Source organism: Pseudomonas sp. FP818 (genome assembly GCF_030687335.1).
Lineage (GTDB): Bacteria > Pseudomonadota > Gammaproteobacteria > Pseudomonadales > Pseudomonadaceae > Aquipseudomonas > Aquipseudomonas shahriarae.
The window spans coordinates 1,219,756-1,237,772 of sequence record NZ_CP117427.1; the positions used below are offsets into that span (position 1 = coordinate 1,219,756).

The following is an 18,017-nucleotide window of genomic DNA, read 5'->3' on the forward strand; positions in this document are numbered from 1 at the left end:
CCCACAACCCATTGATAAATGATGGCACGGCCTCAGCTATACTCCCCGGCATTTGATCGGCCTTCGAGGAATTACTGTGAAGAACTGGACCTTGCGCCAACGCATCTTGGCGAGCTTTGCGGTGATTATCGCCATTATGCTGCTGATGGTTGTGGTCTCGTATTCACGGTTGCTGAAGATCGAAGCGAGCGAAAATGTGGTACGCGACGACGCCGTACCGGGGGTGTTTTTCAGCTCGATGATCCGTAGCGCCTGGGTCGACAGCTACCTGCAGACCCAGGAATTGATCGGGTTGCGCGAGCACCAGGGCATTTCCGACGAGGATAGGCAGGATTACAAGACGTTCGAGGCGCAGCTGGAGCAGCATATGGCCAGTTACGCCAAGACGGTCAATATCGGCCAGGATCGTACTGAGTTCGACACCTTTGAAGCCCTGCACCAGAAGTACAACCAAGTACTTGCCCAGGTCCTGGAGCTGCATGCGGCCAACAAGGAAGCCGAAGCGGTCAAGATGTTCGACGAGCGACTGACCCCGGCCTGGATCGCCGGGCGCTTGAAGCTCAATGACATCATCAACGAGAACAAAGCAGTCGCGGACAACGCCACCGCGGCCATTGATGATGCCGTGGCTGCAGCGAAAATCGGTATGGGCGTGTCGCTGCTCCTGGCGATCCTCGCCGCCGGCCTGTGCGGGCTGCTGCTGATGCGCGCGATCATGGCGCCGATGAACCGCATCGTCGATATCCTCGAAACCATGCGCACCGGTGATCTGAGCAAGCGCCTGAACCTGGACCGCAAGGACGAGTTCGGTGCCGTGGAAACCGGCTTCAATGACATGATGACCGAGCTGACCGCTCTGGTATCCCAGGCCCAGCGTTCGTCGGTGCAGGTCACCACCTCGGTGACCGAGATTGCGGCCACCTCCAAGCAGCAACAGGCCACGGCTACCGAAACGGCCGCCACTACCACCGAAATCGGCGCCACCTCGCGGGAAATTGCCGCCACGTCCAAGGACCTGGTGCGCACCATGACCGAAGTGTCTACCGCCGCCGACCAGGCCTCGGTGGCCGCCGGTTCCGGCCAGCAAGGCCTGGCCCGAATGGAAGAAACCATGCACTCGGTGATGGGGGCCGCCGATCTGGTCAACGCCAAGCTGGCGATCCTCAACGAGAAGGCCGGCAACATCAACCAGGTGGTCGTGACCATCGTCAAGGTGGCCGACCAGACCAACCTGCTGTCCCTCAACGCCGCCATCGAGGCCGAAAAGGCCGGTGAGTACGGGCGCGGCTTTGCCGTGGTCGCCACCGAAGTACGGCGTCTGGCCGACCAGACCGCCGTGGCCACCTACGATATCGAGCAGATGGTGCGCGAGATCCAATCGGCGGTATCGGCCGGCGTGATGGGCATGGACAAGTTCTCCGAAGAGGTCCGTCGCGGGATGTTCGAGGTGCAGCAGGTCGGCGAGCAACTGTCGCAGATCATCCATCAGGTCCAGGCCCTGGCGCCGCGGGTGCTGATGGTCAACGAGGGCATGCAGGCCCAGGCCACGGGGGCCGAGCAGATCAACCATGCCTTGGTGCAATTGGGCGATGCCAGCAGCCAGACCGTGGAGTCCCTGCGCCAGGCCAGTTTTGCCATTGATGAACTGAGCCAGGTTGCGGTGGGTCTGCGCAGCGGCGTGTCGCGTTTTAAAGTCTGATGAGCGATCCAGCGGCGAAACGCGGCGCGGTGACGGCAGCCAAAAAAGCCTTGTTCCTGGTGTTTCATATCGGCAGCGAGCGCTACGCCCTCAAGGCCACGGAAGTGGCCGAGGTGCTGCCGCGCCTGCCGCTCAAGCCGATCGCCCATGCGCCGGTGTGGGTCGCCGGGATCTTTGCCCATCGCGGCAACATGGTGCCGGTGATCGATCTCAGCGCCCTGACCTTTGGTACATCGGCCCAGGCCCGCACCAGTACGCGTCTGGTATTGGTCAACTATCGGCCAGAAACCTGGCTGGAGCCGCGCTGGCTGGGGCTGATCCTCGAGCAGGCCACTGACACCCTGCGCTGCGACCCGGCGGACTTCCAGCCCTACGGCCTGGACAATCGCCAGGCGCCCTACCTGGGGCCGGTGCGCGAAGACGAGCGGGGGCTGATGCAGTGGATCGGCGTTGCCGACCTGCTGACCCCCGAGGTCTGCGCTTTGCTGTTTGCCCCCGACCTGACCGTTGGGGAGGCGTGATGAGCAATGATCAACGCTTCTTCGACTTCCTCAAGGAGCGCATCGGCCTGGATGTCGCCTCGGTGGGCGAAGCCATCATCGAGCGCGCCGTGCGCCAGCGCAGCCAGGCGTTGCAGGGGCTGAGTGCCGATCAGTACTGGCAACGCCTGCAAACCAGCAGCGAGGAACAACAGGCGCTGATCGAAGCGGTCATCGTTCCCGAAACCTGGTTTTTCCGTTATCCCGAATCCTTTGCCACCCTGGCGCGGCTGGCGGTGACACGGCTGGGCGAAATCAAGCATATGCGCGCCCTGCGCATTCTCAGCTTGCCGTGTTCCACCGGCGAGGAACCCTATTCCATCGCCATGGCCCTGCTCGATGCGGGCCTTTCGCCCCACCAGTTCAAGGTACAAGGCATGGACGTCAGCCCATTGTCGGTGGAGCGGGCGCGGCGCGGGGTGTATGGCAAGAACTCCTTCCGTGGCCAGGACCTCGAGTTTCGTGAGCGGCATTTCAGCGCCGAGAGCGACGGCTATCGCGTCGCCGACCGGGTGCGTGAGCAAGTGCGCCTGCAAGTGGGCAACCTCCTGGACCCGCAGTTGCTGGCCAATGAGCCGACTTATGACTTTGTGTTCTGCCGCAACCTGCTGATCTACTTCGACCAGCCGACCCAGAAGCAGGTCTTTGAAGTGCTCAAGGGCCTGACCCATGTCGACGGCGTGCTGTTTATCGGCCCGGCCGAAGGCAGCCTGCTGGGACGCCTGGGCATGCGCTCGATTGGTGTGCCGCAGTCGTTTGCCTTCAGTCGCCACGCCGAAGCCGCGCCGCCTGAGCCGGTCTTTACCCCCATGCCGGCGCCGCTGCCGCAACGCAGCGCAGCGCCGATTGCGAGTAAACCGCGAGCATTCAGTGCATTCGCAGCGCCGGTGGCGCCGATCAAGCCTGCGCCAGTGCATTCGGATGCTGCCGATCTGCTCGGGCAGATCGCAACCCTGGCCAATGAAGGCAAGAGCCTTGAGGCCCGTGCTGCCTGTGAGCTGTACCTGCAAACTCATCCGCCGGCGGCCCAGGTGTTTTACTGGCTGGGCCTGCTCAGCGATGTGGCGGGTAGCGCCCTGGAAGCCCAGGGGTATTATCGAAAAGCCTTGTACCTGGAACCCCAGCATCCGCAGGCCTTGATGCACCTGGCCGCACTGCTGGAATCCCAGGGCGATACGGCGGGGGCGCGGCGCTTGCAAGCCCGTGCTGCCCGTAGCGAGCGAGCCGCTGACAGTGAGCGTAAACGATGAGTAGCTCCGCATCCCCGGACACCGGCCTGAACCTGACGGTCGCCGATACCCAGGCCATTGACGATTGCTGGAACCGCATCGGGATCCACGGCGATAAATCCTGCCCGTTGCTGGCCGAGCATATCCACTGCCGCAATTGTGCGGTGTATTCGGCAGCGGCCACTCGCCTGCTGGATCGCTATGCATTGCAGCAAGAGGATCGTCACCCTGGCGCTGCGACACAGGCGGACGACGAGGTGGCCACCCGGTCCTTGCTGATGTTCCGCCTGGGCGAGGAATGGCTGGGCATCGCCACTCGCTGCCTGGTGGAAGTGGCGCCCCTGCAGCCGATCCATTCCTTGCCCCACCAGCGCTCGCGGGCCTTGCTCGGGGTCGCCAATGTGCGCGGTGCTCTGGTGGCCTGCCTGTCCCTGGTGGAGCTGCTCGGGCTCGACAGCAGCGGCGGCGCCAGTGGCGGGCGGATCATGCCGCGCATGCTGATCATCGCCGCGCAGGATGGCCCGGTAGTGGTGCCGGTGGATGAAGTGGATGGCATCCATGCCATTGATGAGCGCACCCTGAAAGCCGCGTCTGCCTCCGGCACCCAGGCCAGTGCGCGCTACACCCAGGGTGTGTTGCCGTTCAAGGGCCGCAGCCTGCGCTGGCTGGACGAGACGCAACTGCTGTCTGCCGTGACCCGGAGCCTGTCATGACCCCCGACCAGATGCGCGACGCCTCGCTGCTGGAGCTGTTCAGCCTGGAAGCCGATGCCCAGACCCAGGTCCTGAGTGCCGGCCTGCTGGCCCTGGAACGCAACCCGACCCAGGCCGACCAACTTGAGGCGTGCATGCGTGCGGCGCATTCGCTCAAAGGCGCGGCGCGGATTGTCGGGGTCGATGCCGGCGTCAGCGTGGCTCACGTGATGGAAGACTGCCTGGTCAGCGCCCAGGAAAGCCGGCTGTTTCTGCAACCCGAACATATCGACGCGTTGTTGCAGGGCACCGACCTGCTGATGCGCATCGCCACACCGGGCAACACCGTGGGCCCGGCCGATATCCAGGCGTATGTGGCGCTGATGGAACGCTTGCTGGACCCGTCGCAACCCATGGCCAAGGTGGTTGCACCGCCGCCGCCGCCGCCCGTGGCTGCGCCGCTCGCGCAGCCGCTGCCGTCCCTTGAAGAATCGCTGCTATTGCCCCCGGAGCCGGAGGTCGCGCCGCCGGTCAGCAGTGATGCGCCGCGCCACAACAAACGTATGACCGAAGGTGGCGAGCGGGTGTTGCGGGTCACCGCCGAGCGCTTGAACAGCCTGTTGGACCTGTCCAGCAAATCCCTGGTGGAAACCCAGCGGCTCAAGCCTTACCTGTCCAGCCTGCAACGCCTCAAGCGCATCCAAAGCAATAGCGCCCGGGCCCTGGACAACCTGGATGGCCAGCTCAAGACCGTCGACCTGAGCCTTGAAGCCCAGGAAGCCCTGGCCGATGCCCGCCGCCTGTTGAGCGAAGCGCAGTTGCTGCTGGCGGAAAAGTCCGCCGAACTGGATGAGTTCGGCTGGCAGGCCGGGCAGCGCGCCCAGGTGTTGTATGACACCGCGCTGGCGTGCCGCATGCGCCCGTTTGCCGATGTGCTGGCGGGACAGGCGCGCATGGTGCGCGACCTGGGCCGCAGCCTGGGCAAGCAGGTGCGCCTGGAAATCGAAGGCGAGAAGACTCAGGTTGACCGTGATGTCCTGGAAAAACTCGAAGCGCCGCTGACCCATTTGTTGCGCAATGCCGTCGATCACGGCATTGAGATGCCCGAGCAGCGCCTGCTGGCGGGCAAGCCGGCCGAAGGCCTGATCCGCCTGCGTGCCTCGCACCAGGCTGGCCTGTTGGTACTGGAATTGAGTGATGACGGTAACGGCGTGGACCTTGCGCGCCTGCGCGACAGTATTGTCGAGCGCAATCTGTCGCCACTGGAAACCGCCTTGCGCCTGAGCGAAGAGGAATTGCTGACCTTCCTGTTCCTGCCGGGCTTCAGCCTGCGCGACAAGGTGACCGAAGTCTCCGGGCGCGGTGTCGGCCTGGATGCGGTGCAACACATGGTCCGCCAACTGCGCGGTGCGGTGGTACTGGAGCAGACGGCAGGGCAGGGCAGCCGCTTCCATCTGGAAGTGCCGCTGACCTTGTCGGTGGTGCGCAGCCTGGTGGTGGAGGTTGGCGAAGAAGCCTACGCCTTCCCCCTGGCCCATATCGAGCGTATGTGCGACCTGGAACCCGACGAAATCGTGCAACTGGAAGGCCGCCAGCATTTCTGGCACGAAGGCCGGCATGTCGGCCTGGTCGCGGCCAGCCAGTTGTTGCAGCGCCCGCCCGGGCAGACCAGCCAGGATACCCTCAAGGTCGTGGTAATCCGCGAGCGCGATGCGGTGTACGGGATTGCCGTAGAGCGGTTTATCGGCGAGCGCACCCTGGTGGTGCTGCCGCTGGACGATCGCCTGGGCAAGGTGCAGGACATTTCTGCCGGTGCGCTGCTGGATGACGGCTCGGTGGTGTTGATCGTCGATGTCGAAGACATGCTGCGCTCGGTGGACAAGCTGCTCAACACCGGCCGCCTGGAACGCATTGCCCGCCGCGCGCAGCAAACCGTCGAGGCCACGCGCAAGCGCATCCTGGTGGTGGATGACTCGCTTACCGTGCGTGAACTGCAGCGCAAGCTATTACTTAATCGTGGATATGAGGTGGCGGTCGCCGTCGATGGCATGGATGGCTGGAATGCTCTGCGTTCCGAAGACTTCGACCTGCTGATTACTGACATTGATATGCCACGCATGGACGGTATCGAATTGGTCACACTTTTACGCCGTGACACTCGCCTGCAGTCGCTGCCGGTGATGGTGGTGTCCTACAAGGATCGTGAAGAAGACCGGCGGCGCGGCCTGGATGCCGGCGCCGACTATTACCTGGCCAAGGCCAGTTTCCATGATGACGCCCTGCTCGATGCGGTGGTGGAACTGATTGGAGGCGCCCGGGCATGAAGATCGCCATCGTCAATGACATGCCCCTGGCGGTCGAGGCCTTGCGCCGGGCCTTGAGCTTCGAACCGGCCCATCAAGTAGTGTGGGTTGCCACCAATGGCCTGGAAGCGGTGCAGCGCTGTGCCGAGCTGACCCCGGACCTGATCCTGATGGACCTGATCATGCCGGTGATGGATGGCGTCGAGGCCACCCGGCAGATCATGGCCGAGACGCCATGCGCTATCGTTATCGTTACGGTGGATCGCCAGCAGAATGTCAGCCGCGTGTTTGAAGCCATGGGCCATGGTGCCCTGGATGTGGTGGACACCCCGGCATTGGGGGTTGGCGATGCCAAGGAGGCGGCCGCGCCCCTGTTGCGCAAGATCCTCAATATTGGCTGGCTGATCGGCCAGCGGGGCAGCCGGGTGCGGGCCGAACCTGTGCATCCGCGGGGGACGGGCAAGCGCCAGAGCCTGGTCGCGATCGGCTCTTCGGCGGGCGGCCCGGCGGCGCTGGAAACCCTGCTCAAGGGCTTGCCTCGGAACTTTGCGGCAGCCATTGTGCTGGTGCAGCATGTGGACCAGGTGTTCGCCGCCGGCATGGCCGAGTGGCTGAGCAGCGCCTCGGGCCTGCCGGTGCGCCTGGCACGCGAAGGTGAGCCACCGCAAAGCGGCGTGGTATTGCTGGCCGGCACCAATCATCATATCCGGCTGCTGAAAAACGGCACGTTGGCCTACACGGCGGAACCCGTGAACGAGATTTATCGGCCGTCCATCGACGTGTTTTTCGAGAGCGTCGCCAGCCATTGGAACGGCGATGCCGTCGGCGTATTACTGACCGGCATGGGACGTGACGGAGCCCAGGGACTCAAATTGATGCGTCAGCAGGGCTATCTGACCATCGCTCAGGATCAGCAGAGCTGTGCGGTTTACGGCATGCCCAAAGCGGCGGCGGCGATTGATGCCGCTGTTGAGATTCGCCCGTTGGACAGAATTGCGCCACGATTGCTGGAGGTATTCGCAAAATGACCGATATAACTCGCTGTCCTGGCCTGCACGTAGTAATTCAGGTGACCGCAAATGAATGATTTACAGCTCGACGACTTCAAGACCGACGAAAACGCCGCCATGGTGTTGCTGGTGGACGACCAGGCGATGATCGGCGAAGCCGTGCGACGCGGTCTGGCCCATGAGGAGAATATCGACTTCCACTTCTGTGCCGACCCCCACCAGGCCATCTCCCAGGCGATCCGCATCAAGCCGACGGTGATTCTCCAGGACCTGGTCATGCCCGGGCTGGACGGCCTGACCCTGGTGCGCGAATACCGCAACCACCCGGCGACGCAGAACATCCCGATCATCGTGCTCTCGACCAAGGAAGACCCGCTGATCAAGAGCGCCGCGTTTGCCGCCGGGGCCAATGATTACCTGGTGAAACTGCCGGACAACATCGAACTGGTGGCGCGTATCCGCTACCACTCGCGCTCCTACATGACCCTGTTGCAGCGGGATGCGGCCTACCGTGCATTGCGGGTCAGCCAGCAACAACTGCTGGACACCAACCTGGTGCTGCAGCGGTTGATGAACTCCGACGGTTTGACCGGGCTGTCCAACCGCCGGCATTTCGACGAATACCTGGAGCTGGAATGGCGGCGCGCCATGCGGGACCAGACCCAGTTGTCGTTGTTGATGATCGACGTGGACTTCTTCAAGACCTACAACGACAGCTTTGGCCACCTGGAAGGAGACGAGGCGCTGCGTAAGGTGGCGGCGAGCATCCGTGACGCCAGCAGCCGTCCTTCGGACCTGCCGGCGCGCTACGGGGGCGAGGAGTTTGCCCTGGTGTTGCCCAACACCTCGCCGGGCGGTGCGCGGTTGGTGGCGGAGAAACTGCGCCAGGCTGTTGCCGCGTTGAAAATCCCGCATATCGCACCCTCTGAAGGGGCGAGCCTGACCATCAGCATTGGCCTGGCGACCATGACGCCGCTGCTGGGGACTGATTGCCGGCAATTGATCTCGGCGGCGGACAAGGGGTTGTATCTGGCCAAGCATAATGGGCGCAACCAGGTGGGGATCGAATAGCCTGCAGGACACCGCCAACCCAATGTGGGAGCCCGCTCCCAACTTTGATCGTTATCGGCCTGTAGATATCACACAAACCCGGCCTTTTCGGCCAAGCGGACTGCCGTTTCCAGCCTTTTGCCGTTATACTCGCCGGCTTTCAAAAGTTCGCCAACGAGTGCTGCCCGCCATGGAAATCAACCCGATCCTGAACACCATCAAGGACCTGTCCGAGCGCTCCGAAACTATTCGGGGGTATCTTTGACTACGATCAAAAGCATGAGCGTCTGACCGAAGTCAATCGCGAGCTTGAAGATCCGGCTGTCTGGAACAAACCTGAATACGCCCAGGAACTGGGCCGCGAGCGCGCTGCGCTGGCGCAGATCGTCGACACCCTCGACGAGTTGAACACCGGTCTGGGCGATTGCCGCGACCTGCTGGACATGGCCGTCGAAGAAAACGACGAAGGCGCAGTGGGCGATGTCGTCGCCGAGCTGGCCCGTCTCGAGGACAACCTCGCCAAGCTTGAATTCCGCCGCATGTTCAGCCACGAAATGGACCCGAACAACGCCTACCTGGATATCCAGGCCGGTTCCGGTGGCACCGAAGCCCAGGACTGGGCCAACATCCTGCTGCGCATGTACCTGCGCTGGGCTGACAAACGCGGTTTCGAAGCGACCATCATGGAGCTGTCCGCCGGTGAAGTCGCCGGTATCAAGGGCGCGACCGTGCATATCAAGGGTGAATACGCCTTTGGCTGGCTGCGGACCGAGATCGGCGTACACCGTCTGGTGCGCAAGAGTCCGTTCGACTCCGGCAACCGTCGCCACACTTCGTTCTCCGCCGTTTTCGTCTCCCCAGAGATCGACGACAAGGTGGAAATCGAGATCAACCCGGCCGACCTGCGGATCGACACCTACCGTTCCTCCGGTGCCGGTGGTCAGCACGTAAACACCACTGACTCGGCCGTACGTATCACCCACGTTCCGACCAATACCGTGGTCAGCTGCCAGAACGAACGTTCCCAGCACGCCAACAAGGACACCGCCATGAAAATGCTGCGGGCCAAGTTGTACGAGCAGGAAATGCAGAAGCGCAACGCCGCTTCCCAGGCGCTGGAAGACACCAAGTCGGATATCGGCTGGGGTCACCAGATCCGTTCGTATGTGCTTGATGCTTCGCGGATCAAGGATCTGCGCACTAACATCGAACGCAGCGACTGCGACAAGGTACTCGACGGCGATATCGACGAATACCTGGAAGCGAGCCTGAAGTCCGGCCTGTAACACCCTCTGTGGGAGCGGGCTTGCCCGCGATCCCCAGGCCGAAGGCCTGGGGGCAACGAACCTGTGATGGAAAATTTAAAGACATGAGCGACCAACAACTCGACCAGGCCCTGCAACAGGAAGAAAACTCCCTGATCGCCCTGCGCAAGGAAAAGCTTGCTGCCGAGCGCGCCAAGGGCAATGCCTTCCCCAATGACTTCCGCCGCGAAAACTACTGCGATGCCTTGCAGAAGCAGTACGCGGACAAGACCAAGGAAGAGCTGGCTGAAGCGGCGATCCCGGTCAAGGTGGCAGGTCGCATCATGCTCAACCGTGGCTCGTTCATGGTGATCCAGGACATGACCGGGCGCATCCAGGTCTACGTCAACCGCAAGACCCTCCCGGAAGAAACCCTGGCCTCGGTGAAAACCTGGGACATGGGCGACATCATTGCCGCCGAAGGCACCCTGGCCCGTTCCGGCAAGGGCGACCTGTACGTCGAAATGACCAACGTGCGCCTGCTGACCAAGTCGCTGCGCCCGCTGCCGGACAAGCACCACGGCCTGACCGACACCGAGCAGCGCTATCGCCAGCGCTACGTTGACCTGATCGTCAACGAAGAAGTGCGCCAGACCTTCCGCGTGCGTTCGCAAGTAATCGCGCACATCCGCAGCTTCCTGATGGCGCGTGACTTCCTCGAAGTCGAGACGCCGATGCTGCAGACCATCCCGGGCGGCGCCGCAGCCAAGCCGTTCGAAACCCACCACAATGCCCTGGACCTGGAAATGTTCCTGCGTATCGCGCCGGAGCTGTACCTCAAGCGCCTGGTGGTGGGTGGTTTTGAGAAGGTGTTCGAGATCAACCGCAACTTCCGTAACGAAGGTGTCTCGACCCGTCACAACCCGGAATTCACCATGTTGGAGTTCTACCAGGCCTACGCCGACTACGAAGACAACATGGACCTGACCGAAGAACTGTTCCGCGAGCTGGCGCAACTGGTCCTGGGCAGCACCGACGTGCCTTACGGCGACAAGGTGTTCCATTTCGGCGAGCCGTTCGTGCGCCTGTCGGTGTTCGACTCGATCCTCAAGTACAACCCTGAGCTGACCGCTGACGACCTGAACGACATCGACAAGGCTCGCGCCATCGCCAAGAAAGCCGGGGCCAAGGTCCTGGGCTTCGAAGGCCTGGGCAAGCTGCAGGTGATGATTTTCGAAGAGCTGGTGGAGCACAAGCTGGAGCAGCCGCACTTCATCACCCAGTACCCGTTCGAAGTGTCGCCGCTGGCCCGTCGCAACGACGACAACCCGAACGTCACCGACCGTTTCGAGCTGTTTATCGGTGGTCGCGAAATCGCCAACGCCTACTCCGAGCTTAACGACGCGGAAGACCAGGCCGAGCGTTTCATGGCCCAGGTGGCCGACAAGGACGCCGGTGACGACGAAGCCATGCACTACGACGCCGACTTCGTGCGCGCGCTGGAGTACGGCATGCCGCCAACGGCTGGTGAAGGGATCGGTATCGACCGTCTGGTGATGTTGCTCACCAACTCACCGTCGATCCGCGATGTCATCTTGTTCCCGCATATGCGGCCGCAAGCGTAACCGCAGTAAATCATCAAGCCGCCTTTTATAAGGCGGCTTTTTTGTGGGGCCTGAACTAACGTCAAGCAAACGGCGCCAGGCTTCTGTTGATAGGAGAGGACGATCTTTCGTGAAGCGCGTAATGGCTCAAGAAGGCGCCGCTGGCATTGCTGCCGCCGTGGCTGAAAGTGTTCAGTACCAAGGGCGCAAGGCCAGTCGCCAGGGCAGCGAGCAGCGTCGGCAAGACATCCTCGATGCAGCGATGCGCATTGTCGTGCGCGACGGCGTGCGCGCCGTGCGCCATCGGGCGGTAGCGGCGGAGGCGGGTGTGCCATTGTCGGCCACCACCTACTACTTCAAGGATATCGACGACCTGCTTACCGACACCTTTGCCCAGTACGTGGAGCGCAGTGCGGCGTTCATGGGCAAGTTGTGGGTGCGCAATGAGGGCTTGCTGCGCGAGATGGTGGCTTATGGTGATGGCAGCGCCGAGTCGCGCTCGCAACTGGCCGACGATATTGCGCGGCTGACCGCCGATTACGTCCTGCGCCAACTGCTTAACCGTCGCGAGTACCTGATGGCCGAGCAGGCGTTTCGCCAGGAGGCCTTGTTGAACCCGCGCCTGGCCGACCTGGTGCGCTCCCATCAGCAGATTCTGTTGCAGGGCACTTGCCAGTTTTTCCAGGTATTGGGCTCCCGCGAACCCCAGCAAGATGCCAAAGTGTTGACGGCGATTATCAGTCGGATGGAATATCAGGGCCTGCTGTTCGAGCCCGAGGCCCTGACTGGCGAAGAAATGCTCGAGATTCTCAAGCGTTACATGCACCTGGTACTGGCCTCGGTCTAGTCGTGTGGGAGCCGGGCCACCCAAAACAGCTGTGGAGTGATGGATGAAAACCTGGCGTGTGGTTGTGACCGCAATGGTGTTGCTGCTCCTGAGCGGCTGCCTGGTGACCTTCAAGGAGCCCCTTCCGGCCAGTGAGGCCGCACCTGACGCGCTGCTGGGCAAGTGGGCCAGCAGGAACGCCTGGGGCGAACCGCTCGACCTGCAGATCAGCCGCGCTGGACAGCATCGCTACAAGGCGGTGAGCACTTCGCAAACCAACCCGGTCAAGCGCGACGAATATTTGTTCAGCGTGTCCCGCCACGGCAACCGCTGGTACCTGTCGGCACCGCTGCCGGACAAGCTGGGTGGGCATTTTATCCTCGCCGGCTTTGAATTGAATAATGCCCGCGAATTGGTGGTCTACAACCTCGACCCCGAGGCAATCAACCAGGCCATCGCGCAGAAAATCCTGATTGGCAGCCACGTGGATACCGTCGAAGGTGACGGCATATTGATCGACAGCCCCATGAGCCAGATCCTGGCTTACCTGGATGATCCGGCCAACGCCGACGTGTTTGTCGAAGCCGTACGCTATAAACATGTGGGCAAATAACGTTTAAAGAGGGAGCACCGGGTGGACGATTACCAGCAGACGATACGCACCTTGTCCGATCGCATTGTGCTGGCGCAGACACCGATTCGCGTCCTCGACGCCGTGAAGTGGGACGACAACATTCGCAAGGGCTTCCTCCAGGGCAAGGGCAAGCACATGCCGGCCGTGGATCGCGACTATTACCTGAACCGGCCACTGTCGTTCGATTCCAGCAAGGTGAAGCTGGAGTTCCAGAACATCGAGCGCGATATCACCCGCCAATTGGGCCAGTTCAACCCGGTCGGGCAGATCATGCGGCGCATGTGCAAGGAGTACCGCATGGTGGTGCGCATGCTCGAAGCCCGTGGCACCGAGGATTTCGGCCTGATTTCCCAGGAGCTTTACGGCGCCGCCTCCGATGCGTTCCATGCCGGCGACCCGACCCTGGCCGACCTGGGCCTGATGCTTTCCGACTACCTGAATAACATCGACGGTCGTGGCGACCTCAAGGACGAAGCCAAGACCCTGACCGCCAAGGACGCTGTGGGCCTGCTGCAAAGCCGCCTGAACAAAGTGTTTGGCGAAGCCGAAGAAACCATTCGCGTGTTTGAGTCCGACGGCATCGTTGCCGACGCGGCGGCGGGCGCCGACTACATCAAGATCCGCGCCGATGCGATGTTCAACGAGCGGGATGTGCGGGCCCTGGAAGTGCACGAAGGGCTGGTCCATGTGGGCACCACCCTCAATGGCCAGAACCAGCCGATCTGCACCTTCCTGTCCAAGGGCCCACCGTCGTCGACCGTGACCCAGGAAGGCCTGGCAATCTTGATGGAGATCATCACCTTTGCCTCTTACCCCAGCCGCCTGCGCAAGCTGACCAACCGCACCCGCGCGATCCATATGGTGGAAGAGGGCGCCGATTTCCTGCAGGTGTTCGAGTTCTTCCGCGAGCAAGGCTTTGAAATGGCCGAGAGCTACGGCAACGCCAGCCGGGTGTTCCGCGGCTCGACGCCGACGGGGCTGCCGTTTACCAAGGATCTGTCGTACCTCAAGGGCTTTATCATGGTCTACAACTATATCCAGCTGGCCGTGCGCAAGGGCAAGCTGGAGCAGGTGCCGCTGTTGTTCTGCGGCAAGACCACCCTGGAAGACATGCGTACTTTGCGCCAGTTGGTGGACGAAGGCCTGGTGGTGCCGCCCAAATACCTGCCGGATCAGTTCCGTGACATGAACGCGCTGTCGGCATGGATGTGCTTCTCCAACTTCCTCAACCACCTGAGCCTGGACCGGATCGAGGCGGATTACTCCAATATCCTCTGACCAAATCCCATCAACTGTGGGAGCAGGCTTGCCTGCGATCGCGGTCTGTCAGCCACCGGTGGAGTAACTGACAGCCAGCTCCCACAGTTAGTCTTCATTGATTATCAGGGTTGTGTCCCCACCCATTTGCGAGGTTTCAACGGATGAGACTCCTCGGCATTCTATGCCTGCTCCTCACCCTCAATGGCTGCAGCTCGCTGCTGTTCTACCCCGAGCCCGGCCTGCCGTTCAGTCCACAGCAGGCGCGCCTGGAATACCGTGACGTCACCCTGACCACCGCCGATGGCCTGAAGTTGCGGGCCTGGTGGCTGCCAGCCAAGGCCGGCGTGCCGCTCAAGGGCACGGTGCTGCACCTGCACGGTAATGGGGGCAACCTCTCCGGGCACCTGGGCGGCAGTTGGTGGTTGCCGGCCCAGGGCTATCAAGTGCTGATGCTGGACTATCGCGGCTATGGCGTGTCAGAAGGCAAACCTTCGTTGCCGGCCATTTACCAGGATCTGGATGCCGCCTTCCAGTGGCTCGACCAGGCCCCTGAAACCCAAGGGCAGCCGCTGGTGGTCCTCGGCCAGAGCCTGGGCGGGGCGTTGGCCGTGCATTACCTGGCCGCACACCCCGAGCGACAGCCCCGGCTCAAAGCGCTGGTGCTCGATGGCGTGCCCGCCAGTTATCGTGATGTAGGGCAATTCGCCCTGAGCACTTCCTGGCTAACATGGCCGTTCCAGGTGCCGTTGTCGTGGCTGGTGCCAGACGCCGACAGTGCGATCCATGGCATGCCACAGCTGACTGGCGTGCCGAAACTGCTGTTCCACAGTCTGGATGATCCGATCGTGCCGCTTTCCAACGGCATCCGTCTGTATCAAGCTGCGCCGCCGCCAAGGGTGTTGCAACTGACCCGGGGCGGTCACGTGCAGACCTTTGCCGACAAGACCTGGCAAACCGTAATGCTGCGCTATCTTGACGATCCGCAGCATTTCAACGGTTTGCGCCGCCTGGGGGAAATTCCCAATTATCCGGCGGCTGCCAATCCTAAAACCGAATCATCAGAGAGCCCGCAATGAGCGAAGAACGCAACATGATCCCCCTGATCCTCACCGGCATCGGCACCATCATCGGTACCGTTGGCTGCCTGTGGTACTACGGCTACCTGCACTTCGCCAAGCCTGAGGATGCGTTGCTGCTCAGCGACTACACCATGCTCAAGACCGTGCCCGGCGAGGACTACAAAGTTTCCCTGACCCCGGCCCCCCAAGTGGCGCAATGCGTCGACGGTGTGCTGGTGCTGTTCGATACCGAGCAAAAGGGGCTGACGGGCGTGCTGGTAAACAGCAAGAAGCAGGCGGTGCGTTGCATGGGCCAGGAAACCCCGCAACTGCAGGAGTGAGCCTGCCGGTAGTTTTTGGAACCATATTCCGTATGACACCACTGATTGGGTCGTCAGCAGCGCTGACGAGTAACCCTTAATTACGTGGAGTATCACTATGAGTATTAATGGAGTAGGCGGTGGTGGCAGCGGGTTCGGTAACTTCGGCGGCGCCGGCATGGGGGATTCCGGCAATATGGTTGGCAAGGGCGTCGAAGGCGGTCAGCAGCAGGGCGGTATGGACCCTGAAGCGCTGAAGAAACTCCTGGCGCAACTGTTGGGCGGTGCGGGAGGTGCAGGCGGCTCCCAGGGCAGTGGCGGCAGTGGCGGTGCTAACGAGGAAGAGGACCCGCTGCGCAAGCAGATGAGTGGCGATCAGCAGCAAGGCATGCAGATGCCTCAAGAGAACAACAGCCAAATCAATTTCGGCTGATCCGCAGAGTCTGCCCGCAGTTCTTATGCAAAAAAGCCCTGCCTGGAACACAGGCAGGGCTTTCAGACCAGTAGCTGTCAGTCGGTTATTGAACCGAAGAACGTGGCTTGACCGGCTGGTTGTCGTTGGAGATGGTCACTTCAACGCGGCGGTTCATGGCACGGCCCGAAACGCTGGCGTTATCGGCAACCGGGTATGCCTTGCCGTAGCCAGCAGTCACGATGCGGCTTGGGTTAACGCCCATCTTGATCAGTGCAACCTGCACCGAAGTAGCGCGGCGCTCGGACAAGGTCTGGTTGTAGGCATCGCTGCCGGTGCTGTCGGTGTAGCCTTCGACGATGACTTTACGATCCGGGTTTTCCTGGAGGAATTGCGCCAGTTTGTTGATGTTCACCAGGCCGCTGGATTTCAGATCAGCCTTGCTGGTAGCGAACAGCACATCACCAAAGGTCACCAGGGTCCCGCGTTCAGTCTGCTTGGCGTTCAAGCTGCTTTGCAGTTGCTTGATCTGCGCGTCACGGGCTTCGAGCAGGGCGCGGGCACGTTGGTCGCCAGCGTTTTTCAGCTTGGCTTCGGACTCGCGCAGGGCGATGGTGTCCTTGGCCACTTCAACGCGCTGGTTGGTCAGGTAGGCCAGTTGGTCGACCTTCTTCTCGTCTTCCTTGTCGCGGTACGCCTTGTCAGCCTTGTCCAGCCATTCGCTGGCGTCCTTGGTTTCCAGGGCGGCGATTTTGGTCGCTTGCGGGTTGGCTTGCAGGGCCGAGAAGTTGGTCCGTGCGTTTTCCAGGTTCGCGTTAGGCGGGGTGGAGCAAGCCGCCAGTGCAACGCTCATCGCCAGCAGGGCAGGGATCATCAATTGTTTACGCATAGTGGTGTCGTCCTTTCAATTCGATTTCGGGTGCGATGCAAACAATGGCGGTGCTTACTTCTGCTGGATCACAGCAGGGCGCATGCCTTCGTTACGCAGCTCCTCAATAGCCTTCTGAGAATCCTTCAGCGCCAGATCGGCCTTGGCAGCCTGGGCCTTGCGCTCTGCCACGCGAGCGTCCCACTCAGCCTGCTCGGCCAGACGACGGGCTTCGTCGTATTTCTTGTCATGCATGGCCAGCTCGGCTTGCTTGAGCTTGTCCTGTGCAGCTTTCATTTCCACGGCAGCGTATTCGGTACCGCCAGCGCTTACAGCGCTGTTCACGGCCGATTGGGTCACTGCGTACTGTTCGGTCGGCGGGTTGCCGGCGCAGCCCGCGAGGACGAAGCTGGTGCCGATTGCCAACGCGGCCAATTTGAGCCCGCGCAGGTGGTTAAACGAGGATTTGGCAGTGCTGGTCTTCATCGTCTTCAACTCCATTAGATAACTCCTGAAAAACATCAAATCCATCTACGGTGTTCAGCGTCTGCGTTTGGCGGTGAAGCTCAGTGTGCCTTTTCAAACGCCTGTTCCAAGTGATGGCTTACTGGCTGTGACCCGAGGCTTTTTTGAATAGTTCAGCCAAAGATGGCGATTTGCCCGAAAAAATATCTGAACAAATCTGACTGAGGGGGCGGCGATAAAAAATCGGAACTTTTGCCACCTGCAGCGGTATGCCGGGCCTATGAAAGGCCCGGTACGCTGGGGGATGGTTTTTATCAGCGAATGTGGATCAGTGTTTCTGATCGTCAGGCGTGGCTGACATATCGTGCAAGTAGCGCCGTGACAGCGACAGGAAACGCGGCGTGGGGCCGACGTCTTCATACAACGGGTCACCCTCTTCATCGGTGGCAACCACATGCTGGCCCCGGATATACGGAAAGCTGGCTTCCAGCTCTTCCAGGGCGGCGCCGATCAGCTCGCCGAGCAATTCCTCGGTGCTGCGCTTGGGGTACATCTCGCGGATGGCCGCCAGCCGGGCAGCGGCCTCTACATCCAGGTGGATGGCATATTCGGTCTTGGTCAGGCGACCCTTGGCGGTTTCTTCCCATTGCTGGGCCAGTTCTCGGATTTTCATGGCAACCTCAGTGATGCCCGGGGTAGCGGGCGGTGATGAGTGACCAGTCGTAGCGTGGATAACGCGACGACGTACCCTTGAGACTAGCTGCAACCGCCAAGGTTTAAAGTTCCTTGTCAGACCAAGGCTTG

Annotated in this window: 18 protein-coding genes; 15 read left to right on the forward strand and 3 right to left on the reverse strand. The window is 61.6% G+C overall.

Annotated elements, in window-relative coordinates; all coding sequences use genetic code 11:
* Positions 1-76: 76 nt before the first annotated feature.
* From PSH80_RS05400 to PSH80_RS05470, 15 genes are all read left to right on the forward strand, one after another.
* A complete protein-coding gene (locus PSH80_RS05400) occupies positions 77-1,699 on the forward strand; it encodes a methyl-accepting chemotaxis protein (RefSeq protein WP_057958666.1) in 1,623 nt (540 codons plus the stop codon).
* Positions 1,699-2,220, forward strand: coding sequence for a chemotaxis protein CheW (locus PSH80_RS05405; protein ID WP_057441807.1), 522 nt, complete (start codon positions 1,699-1,701; stop codon positions 2,218-2,220). The genes PSH80_RS05400 and PSH80_RS05405 overlap by 1 nt, the downstream gene beginning before the upstream one ends.
* Positions 2,220-3,488, forward strand: a complete 1,269-nt coding sequence (locus PSH80_RS05410; protein WP_057958667.1) for a protein-glutamate O-methyltransferase CheR — start codon at positions 2,220-2,222, stop codon at positions 3,486-3,488. Before PSH80_RS05405 ends, PSH80_RS05410 begins: the two co-directional genes overlap by 1 nt.
* Positions 3,485-4,180: a chemotaxis protein CheW gene (locus tag PSH80_RS05415; protein WP_120731774.1), complete on the forward strand. Its 696-nt coding sequence runs from the start codon at positions 3,485-3,487 to the stop codon at positions 4,178-4,180. The genes PSH80_RS05410 and PSH80_RS05415 overlap by 4 nt, the downstream gene beginning before the upstream one ends.
* Positions 4,177-6,483 carry a hybrid sensor histidine kinase/response regulator gene (locus PSH80_RS05420; protein WP_120731776.1) on the forward strand — a complete coding sequence of 769 codons (2,307 nt, stop codon included), beginning with the start codon at positions 4,177-4,179 and terminating at the stop codon, positions 6,481-6,483. The genes PSH80_RS05415 and PSH80_RS05420 overlap by 4 nt, the downstream gene beginning before the upstream one ends.
* Positions 6,480-7,490: a chemotaxis response regulator protein-glutamate methylesterase gene (locus PSH80_RS05425; protein WP_120731778.1), complete on the forward strand. Its 1,011-nt coding sequence runs from the start codon at positions 6,480-6,482 to the stop codon at positions 7,488-7,490. The genes PSH80_RS05420 and PSH80_RS05425 overlap by 4 nt, the downstream gene beginning before the upstream one ends.
* Positions 7,491-7,541: 51 nt before the next feature.
* Positions 7,542-8,543 (forward strand): diguanylate cyclase, encoded by a 1,002-nt coding sequence (locus tag PSH80_RS05430; protein ID WP_057441800.1) that lies wholly within the window; start codon positions 7,542-7,544, stop codon positions 8,541-8,543.
* A gap of 169 nt (positions 8,544-8,712) precedes the next feature.
* Positions 8,713-9,808, forward strand: a protein-coding gene (gene prfB / locus PSH80_RS05435) for a peptide chain release factor 2 (protein ID WP_104911704.1) whose coding sequence is annotated in 2 segments (ribosomal slippage) — positions 8,713-8,784 and positions 8,786-9,808 — 1,095 coding nt in all. Because the reading frame shifts where the segments join, the coding sequence is not laid out codon by codon here.
* Positions 9,809-9,891: 83 nt separating this feature from the next.
* The gene (gene lysS, locus PSH80_RS05440) at positions 9,892-11,391 is read left to right on the forward strand and encodes a lysine--tRNA ligase (protein ID WP_057441798.1); all 1,500 of its coding nucleotides are present in this window, start codon (positions 9,892-9,894) and stop codon (positions 11,389-11,391) included.
* A 109-nt stretch (positions 11,392-11,500) separates the two neighbouring features.
* Positions 11,501-12,217, forward strand: a complete 717-nt coding sequence (locus tag PSH80_RS05445) for a TetR/AcrR family transcriptional regulator (RefSeq protein ID WP_081044192.1) — start codon at positions 11,501-11,503, stop codon at positions 12,215-12,217.
* Between the two features lie 43 nt (positions 12,218-12,260).
* Positions 12,261-12,809, forward strand: coding sequence for a hypothetical protein (locus tag PSH80_RS05450; RefSeq protein WP_057958670.1), 549 nt, complete (start codon positions 12,261-12,263; stop codon positions 12,807-12,809).
* Positions 12,810-12,830: 21 nt separating this feature from the next.
* Positions 12,831-14,108 (forward strand): flavohemoglobin expression-modulating QEGLA motif protein, encoded by a 1,278-nt coding sequence (locus PSH80_RS05455; protein ID WP_057441794.1) that lies wholly within the window; start codon positions 12,831-12,833, stop codon positions 14,106-14,108.
* 143 nt (positions 14,109-14,251) lie between these two features.
* Positions 14,252-15,166, forward strand: a complete 915-nt coding sequence (locus tag PSH80_RS05460) for an alpha/beta hydrolase (RefSeq protein ID WP_057958671.1) — start codon at positions 14,252-14,254, stop codon at positions 15,164-15,166.
* The gene (locus PSH80_RS05465; RefSeq protein ID WP_057441790.1) at positions 15,163-15,489 is read left to right on the forward strand and encodes a hypothetical protein; all 327 of its coding nucleotides are present in this window, start codon (positions 15,163-15,165) and stop codon (positions 15,487-15,489) included. The genes PSH80_RS05460 and PSH80_RS05465 overlap by 4 nt, the downstream gene beginning before the upstream one ends.
* A 97-nt stretch (positions 15,490-15,586) precedes the next feature.
* Positions 15,587-15,901 (forward strand): hypothetical protein, encoded by a 315-nt coding sequence (locus PSH80_RS05470; RefSeq protein WP_057958672.1) that lies wholly within the window; start codon positions 15,587-15,589, stop codon positions 15,899-15,901.
* Between the two features lie 85 nt (positions 15,902-15,986).
* Here the strand turns inward: PSH80_RS05470 and PSH80_RS05475 are convergent, their stop codons facing one another.
* From PSH80_RS05475 to PSH80_RS05485, 3 genes are all read right to left on the reverse strand, one after another.
* Entirely contained in the window at positions 15,987-16,769 is a 783-nt protein-coding gene (locus PSH80_RS05475; RefSeq protein ID WP_057958673.1) for an OmpA family protein, read from the reverse strand.
* A gap of 54 nt (positions 16,770-16,823) precedes the next feature.
* Entirely contained in the window at positions 16,824-17,249 is a 426-nt protein-coding gene (locus PSH80_RS05480; protein WP_057441784.1) for a DUF4398 domain-containing protein, read from the reverse strand.
* Between the two features lie 292 nt (positions 17,250-17,541).
* A complete protein-coding gene (locus PSH80_RS05485; protein WP_057441782.1) occupies positions 17,542-17,886 on the reverse strand; it encodes a hypothetical protein in 345 nt (114 codons plus the stop codon).
* Between the last annotated feature and the right edge of the window lie 131 nt (positions 17,887-18,017).